5 protein-coding genes are annotated in these 6916 nt (G+C 72.1%); 1 reads left to right on the forward strand and 4 read right to left on the reverse strand.

The features are described 5' to 3' along the window. The first annotated feature begins 110 nt into the window (after positions 1-110). Positions 111-4238: a molybdopterin-dependent oxidoreductase gene (locus tag ACFXGX_RS06780; RefSeq protein ID WP_384785729.1), complete on the forward strand. Its 4128-nt coding sequence runs from the start codon at positions 111-113 to the stop codon at positions 4236-4238. A 94-nt stretch (positions 4239-4332) separates the two neighbouring features. Here the strand turns inward: ACFXGX_RS06780 and ACFXGX_RS06785 are convergent, their stop codons facing one another. The 4 genes from ACFXGX_RS06785 to ACFXGX_RS06800 are packed head-to-tail and all read right to left on the reverse strand — an operon-like array spanning position 4333 to position 6909. Beyond that, the gene (locus ACFXGX_RS06785) at positions 4333-4833 is read right to left on the reverse strand and encodes an NUDIX hydrolase (protein WP_384785628.1); all 501 of its coding nucleotides are present in this window, start codon (positions 4831-4833) and stop codon (positions 4333-4335) included. A gap of 50 nt (positions 4834-4883) precedes the next feature. Continuing rightward, on the reverse strand, positions 4884-5114 hold the full coding sequence (locus ACFXGX_RS06790; protein ID WP_384785631.1) for a hypothetical protein: 231 nt from the start codon (positions 5112-5114) through the stop codon (positions 4884-4886). Continuing rightward, entirely contained in the window at positions 5111-6685 is a 1575-nt protein-coding gene (locus ACFXGX_RS06795; protein WP_384785634.1) for an amidohydrolase, read from the reverse strand. The genes ACFXGX_RS06790 and ACFXGX_RS06795 overlap by 4 nt, the downstream gene beginning before the upstream one ends. A gap of 8 nt (positions 6686-6693) precedes the next feature. After that, entirely contained in the window at positions 6694-6909 is a 216-nt protein-coding gene (locus ACFXGX_RS06800) for an MbtH family protein (protein ID WP_384785637.1), read from the reverse strand. Between the last annotated feature and the right edge of the window lie 7 nt (positions 6910-6916).

Below are 6916 nucleotides of genomic sequence, written 5' to 3' on the forward strand. Positions count from 1 at the left end.
GCCTTCGTAGCGTCGGTGGAGCAAGGTACCGATCACACGGAGGTCCGCTCGTGACCACGACCACCCAGCAGGTGCGGACGGTCTGCTCGTACTGCGGTGTCGGCTGCGGGATGGTTCTCGACGTCGCGATGGGTCCCGACGGACGGCGTACGGTCCTGAAGGCGTCCGGCGACAAGGCGCACCCCGCCAACTTCGGGCGCCTGTGCACCAAGGGCGCGACGACGGCCGACATGCTCGCCGCCCGCGGACGGCTGACCACGGCCCTCGTACGGACCGAGCGGGGAGCGGAGGCCGAGCCCGCCCCGCTGGACACCGCGATCGCCGAGACGGCCCGCCGGCTCCGGGCGCTGATCGACGAGCACGGCCCGGACGCCTTCGCGTTCTACGTGTCCGGACAGATGAGCCTGGAGGCCCAGTACCTGGCGAACAAGCTGGCCAAGGGGTTCGTCGGGACCAACCAGATCGAGTCGAACTCCCGGCTGTGCATGGCCAGCGCGGGCACCGGATACAAGCTGTCGCTGGGCGCGGACGGCCCGCCCGGCTCGTACCAGGACTTCGAGCACGCCGACGTCTTCCTCGTGATCGGCTCCAACATGGCCGACTGCCATCCGATCCTGTTCCTTCGCATGATGGAGCGGGTCAAGTCGGGCGGCGCCAGGCTGATCGTCGTCGACCCCCGGCGCACCGCGACCGCCGACAAGGCGCACCTGTTCCTGCCGGTGCGGCCCGGAACGGACCTGGCGCTCCTCAACGGTCTGCTGCACCTGCTGTACGAGAACGGACACACCGACCCCGCGTTCATCGCCGCGCACACCGAGGGGTGGGAGGCGATGCCGGAGTTCCTGGCCGACTACCCGCCCGCCACCGTCGCCGGGATCACGGGTGTGCCGGAGGACGACATCCGCGAGGCGGCCCGGCTCATCGGTGAGGCCGGGGAGTGGACGAGCTGCTGGACCATGGGCCTCAACCAGTCCACGCACGGCACCTGGAACACCAACGCGCTGGTGAATCTGCACCTCGCGACGGGCGCGATCTGCCGGCCCGGCAGCGGCCCCTTCTCGCTGACCGGCCAGCCCAACGCCATGGGCGGCCGGGAGATGGGGTACATGGGTCCGGGACTGCCCGGCCAGCGGTCGGTGCTGGTCGAGGAGGACCGGGCCTTCGTCGAGGAGCTGTGGGAGCTGGCCCGCGGCACACTCCGCGAGGACGGGTCCGGCCAGGGCACGGTCGACATGTTCCGGAGAATGGCCGACGGGGACATCAAGGCCTGCTGGATCATCTGCACGAACCCGGTCGCCTCCGTGGCCAACCGCAGGACCGTCATCGAGGGTCTGGAGCGGGCGGAGTTCGTCGTCGCCCAGGACGTCTTCGCCGAGACGGAGACCAACGCGTACGCCGACGTCGTCCTGCCGGGAGCGCTGTGGACCGAGACCGAGGGTGTCCTCGTCAACAGCGAACGCAATGTGACCCTCGCCCGGCCCGCGGCGGATCCCCCCGGGGAGGCCACGGCGGACTGGAGGATCATCGCCGCCGTCGCCCGCGCGATGGGCTACGAGCGGGGTTTCACCTACGACAGCGCGGAAGAGGTCTTCGAGGAGATCAAGCGCGCCCACAACCCGAAGACCGGCTACGACCTGCGGGGCGTCAGCTACGAGCGGCTGCGGTCCACCCCGGTGCAGTGGCCCGCCGCGCGGGAGGACGGCCCCGACCGCAACCCCATCCGCTACGTGGACGGGCACGGCGGGGGTCCGGTCTTCCCGACGGCGAGCGGCCGCGCGGTGTTCCACGCCCGCCCGCATCTGCCTCCCGCCGAGATGCCGGACCACGACTACCCGTACGTCCTGAACACCGGCCGGGTGCAGCACCAGTGGCACACCCTCACCAAGACGGGCCGGGTTGCCAAGCTCAACAAACTCAACCCCGGGCCCTTCGTGGAGCTGCACCCGGAGGACGCCGCCGTGCTCGGGGTCACCGAGGGCGACTCGGTGGAGGTCGCGTCGCGGCGCGGCCGGGCGGTGCTGCCCGCGGTGGTGACCGACCGGGTCCGGCCCGGCTGCTGTTTCGCGCCCTTCCACTGGAACGACCTGTTCGGTGAGTACCTGAGTGTCAACGCCGTAACCAGCGACGCCGTGGACCCGCTGTCCTTCCAGCCGGAGTTCAAGGTGTGCGCGGTGTCACTGGCCAAGGTGGCGACTCCGGTGTCGGTGACGGCGCCGCACATGGCCTCGGTCGCGGCGACAGCGACGATCACGGCGACAGCGGTGCGCGGGACCGGGACCGAAGCGCTCCCGGCCGTCGCGGTGGCCACCCTGTCCGGGGGACCTGTCCTGCCCGCCGGCCCCGCCGGTGTCTTCGGGCTGGCGCCCGCCCCACCGCCGGTCCTGGCCGGGCATGAGCGGCAGTACCTGATCGGCTTCCTCGCCGGTCTCGAATCGGGCGCTCCCGGCGTGCCGGTACTGCCTCCGGGCGCCCCGTTCAGTCCCGAGCACGCCCTGTGGGTGAACGGCGTGCTCGCCGGCATGTACTCACGGGCCGCTCCGGGAACACCGGCCCCGGCCCCGGCGCCCTCCGGACCCGTCCGGGAGGTCGTCGTCCTGTGGGCCTCGCAGACCGGCAACGCGGAGGAGTTCGCCACGGCCGCCGCCGACCGGCTCACCACGACGGGGCACAGGGCCACGCTGGTCGACATGGACGACGCCCACCCGGGAGAACTGCCTGCCGGCGCCGACGTCCTCCTGATCACCAGCACCTTCGGGGACGGTGACGCGCCCGACAACGGCTCGGGGTTCTGGGACGCCCTGGCCGCCCCCGACACGCCCCGCCTGGACGGCCTGCGCTACGCCGTCCTCGCGTTCGGCGACTCCTCCTACGACGACTTCTGCGGACACGGCCGACGCCTCGACCAGCGCCTCGACGAACTCGGGGCCGTACGCCTCGCCCCGCGCACGGACTGCGAACCCGACTACGGGCCCTCGGCCACGGCCTGGCTCGACCAGGTCCTCGCCTCCCTGACCGACGCCACCGAACCGGCCACGCCGGCCGCACCGGGGGTCGCGGGGGCGGCGGGGGTGGCGGGGGCGCCCGTTCCCCCGGCACCGCCGTCCGCCGCACCGCCGAGGAAGCCGGACCCCGTCACGGCCCGGCTCGCCGGAAATCAGCTCCTCAGTCTGCCGGGCGCGGGCAAGGATGTCCGGCGCTTCACCTTCGACACCCGCGACAGCGAGACCCCGCTCGTCTACCAGGCCGGCGACGCCCTCGGCGTACGCCCCGTCAACTCCCCCGATCTGGTCACGGAATGGCTGGCCACCACCGGACTCGCGCCGGACGCCGTCGTGCGCCTGGAAGGCGCCGGGGAGATCCCCTTCCGCGAAGCGCTGCACCGGCATCTGGACATCACCCGGATGACTCCCGGCCTGCTGCGCTTCGTCGCCGAACGCACCCACGACCGGGTTCTGAAGAAGCTGCTGCGCCCCGACAACAAGGACGAACTGGCCCGGTGGTCCTGGGGCCGTCAGGCCGTCGACCTCATCGCCGAACACCCGGTACGGGCCGACGCCCAGGAGTGGGCCGAGGTGCTCAAGCCGCTCCAGCCCCGGCTGTACTCCATATCCTCCAGCCCCTTGACCGACCCCCACCTCGTCTCGCTCACGGTCTCCGTCGTCCGCTACGAGAACCCCGGCGGGCGGCCGCGCCAGGGCGTCTGCTCGCCGTTTCTCGCCGACGCGCCCCTCGGCACACCGGTGCCGGTCTTCGTCCAGCCTTCCCCGAGGTTCCGGCCGCCGGCCGACCCCGGCACCCCCATGGTGATGGTGGGCCCCGGCACCGGGATCGCGCCGTTCATGGGTTTCCTGAACGAGCGACGCGCGCTCGGCCACCGCGCGCCCAACTGGCTGTTCTTCGGCGAGCAGCACCGGGCCACCGACTTCTACTACGAGGACGAGCTGGACGCGTTCCTCGCCGACGGCACGCTCAGCCGCCTGGACACGGCCTTCTCCCGCGACCAGCGGGCCAAGGTCTACGTCCAGGACCGGATGCGGGAGCGCGGTCCCCAACTGTGGTCCTGGCTCCGCGACGGGGCGCACTTGTACGTGTGCGGCGACGCCTCCCGCATGGCCAAGGACGTCGACCAGGCCCTGCGGGACATCGCGGTCACCCACGGCGGCCACAGCCAGGACGGCGCCGCCGCGTACGTCAAGCAGCTCACGGCCGAGAAGCGGTACGTGCGCGACGTGTACTGACGCGCGATTCCGCTGTGTCAGCAGGGCAAGTCGGGGACGTTCGCGGTCAAGCTGTCGACCCGGCCGTACGGCTCTTGGGCGACGCTGCGGAGCTTCAGACCGGCCCCGGGCCGCCGTTGGGCATGAAGCCGAGGTCGACGGGTGTCATGGGCGGGCCGTCGCGTCGCACGGCGGCCAGCAATTCCGGAAGCCGGGGCGGCCACAGCGGCTCCGTGGGCTCCGAGAGGTCGCGCGGCGACCACCATCTGCCCCCGAGAATGCCGTCCGCCGCGTGCGAGGCGCCCAGCTCGCCGCCCGGCTGCCTGCGAGGGCCGTACGCGAGGAAGATGTGCTCGTACTGCCGCACGGGGACACCGGCGCGGGTGAAGTCGTGTTCCCAGAAGCAGAGCGCCGTGCCGCCGGGCGCGATGTCCGTCCAGCCGGTCTCCTCCCGCACCTCGCGCAGGGCGGCTTGGAGCGGGGTCTCCCCCGGATCCATTCCGCCGCCGGGCAGCGCCCAGTGGACACCGACCTCCTCGTTCTCGTACCGGAACATGAAGACGGCGCCCGCCGGGTCCAGCACCGCGACTCTCGCCGCCTGCCTCGGTATCCGCATCCGTTCACCCTGGCAGAGCCGGAACCGGCTGTCGATCGGGCCGGGCGGTGTCAGGAGCAGGGGTGCCCCGGGTAGTCGTCGCTCTCCGGGACGCCCGCCTCCCGCATCCTGCTCAGCACCTCGTCCAGGGCCGACTCGTCGTCCAGGAGCAGTGGGCCGTTGGTGTCCCGGTCGAACACCATCACCCCGGTGGGAGAGTTCCAGATCACCCACCGGAGCGGGTCCGGGGACACCACTTCCGGCTCCGTAAGCGGGTCGTCGCCGTCCACCCGAGCGCTCACTGCGCGGCCTCCTCTGTCTCCTGGCCGCCGACGAATGTCGCGACCACGTCGATGTCGCCGATGCGCGAGGTCTCCACCGTCGTCGGGTCGTCCGAAAGCACCGCCAGGTCCGCGTACTTGCCCGGGGTGAGGCTTCCCAGGCTGTTCTCCCAGCGGCAGGCGAAGGCCCCGCCCACGGTGTACGCGCGCAGCGCCTCCTCCACCGTGATGCCCTCGTCCGGTCCGATCGTCCGGCCCGACGAGGAGGCCCGCTCCACCATGAACTGCACGGCGCGCAGCGGCGATCCGTCCGTCACGGGGCGGTCCGAACTGCCGACGAGCGTGATGCCGTGCCGCAGGAAGCCCCTCCCTCGGTACAGCCAGGGTGCGCGCCCCGCTCCCATGATCGCCGCGTAGTCGTCCCCGAAGGAGCGCAGGAAGTTGGGCTGGACGACGGCGATCACGCCGAGCCGCGCGAAGCGGTCCAGTTGGTCCGGGCGGACCAGCCCCGCGTGCTCGATGCGGTGCCGTGCGTCCGGGCGTGGCCTGAGGCGCTGGGCCCGTTCGAGGGCGTCCAGGGCCACGTCGACCGCCCGGTCGCCGATCGCGTGGACGGCGAGCTGCCAGCCGGCGAGATGCCCGGCGACGACGGTGTCGGCGAGCGCTTCGGGGTCGTCCTGCAACTGACCGGCGTGGTCGAGTCCTTCGTAGGGGCTGCTGAGGGCGGCCGTGCGGGCCATCATGCCGCCGTCGGTGTAGATCTTGAGCGCTCCCACGGACAGCCATGCGTCGCCGAACCCGGTGCGCAGGCCGAGGTCGAGGGCGCGGGGGATGCCGTCGGACATGTGCGCGGTGACGGGATTCAGCCGGTCGGCCGCCACCATGAGCTGCACCCGCAGCGGCAACCTGCCGCTCTCGCGGGCGAGTTGGTACGCGCCGAGTTCGACCGGGCTGTGTCCGAACAGGGCGCCCGCGATCCCCGCCTCCGCGCAGGCCGTCACGCCTTCCGCGAGACATTCCCTGGCGGCGCGGGCGATGGCGTCCGCGAGATCTTCCTGGGCGTGCGGGAGCCGCAGCGCGCGGGCGACGCCCATCGCCCCCTCGGCCAGGAACCCCTCCTCGTGCGGAAGTCCCGTGGGCAGCAGTTCCAGGACGGCGGTGCTGACGACGCAGCCGTGTCCGGAGTCGTGCATCAGGAAGACCTTGCGTCCGCCGCTCGCCTTGTCCAGCTCGACGGCGGTCAAGTGGCGCCCCAGCGGCCGCTGGTCGTATCCCGCGAGGTTCACCCAGCCGTCCTCCGGGACCGTGGCCGCGATGTCCGCCACGAAGGCGAGCACCTCGTCCACGGTCCGGCGTCCGGCGACGCTCGGCGTGGCCGCCTTCAACCCGGTCCAGGCCAGATGGACATGGGCGTCGATGAACCCGGGCAGCACGGTGGCACCCTGGAGATCCACCACCCGGCGGGCGGGCAGGGCGGCCACCTCCTCGTCCAGGCCCACGATCCGGCCCCGCCACACGCCGAGTTCACGGGCGACGGGGCGGTCGGGGTCCATGGTGAGGAAGCGCGCGTTCGTCAGTCGGGTACAGAGCATCGTCCGGGTCAGCCCGTCCGCCGCATGCTCTCCACCAGGCTCTTGGGCCGCATGTCGGTCCAGTTGGTCTCGATGTGGTCCAGGCACTGCTGCCGGGGGCCCGGGCCGTGCACGACGGTCCAGCCGGCGGGCACGTCGACGAAGTCCGGCCAAAGGCTGTACTGGCCCTCGTCGTTGACGAGCACGCGGTACAGGCCGTCGGGGTTCTCGAACGGGTTGGTCATCTGTCGT

Origin of the sequence: Streptomyces sp. NPDC059371 (assembly GCF_042751995.1) — a bacterium.
Taxonomy (GTDB): Bacteria; Actinomycetota; Actinomycetes; order Streptomycetales; family Streptomycetaceae; genus Streptomyces.

Bases quoted from the DNA above. Each gene is read 5' to 3' on its own strand.
- ACFXGX_RS06785 (WP_384785628.1), bottom strand. From the start codon at position 4,833: ATGCGGATACCGAGGCAGGCGGCGAGAGTCGCGGTGCTGGACCCGGCG.
- ACFXGX_RS06800 (WP_384785637.1), bottom strand. From the start codon at position 6,909: ATGACCAACCCGTTCGAGAACCCCGACGGCCTGTACCGCGTGCTCGTC.
- ACFXGX_RS06780 (WP_384785729.1), top strand. From the start codon at position 111: ATGGTTCTCGACGTCGCGATGGGTCCCGACGGACGGCGTACGGTCCTG.
- ACFXGX_RS06795 (WP_384785634.1), bottom strand. From the start codon at position 6,685: ATGCTCTGTACCCGACTGACGAACGCGCGCTTCCTCACCATGGACCCC.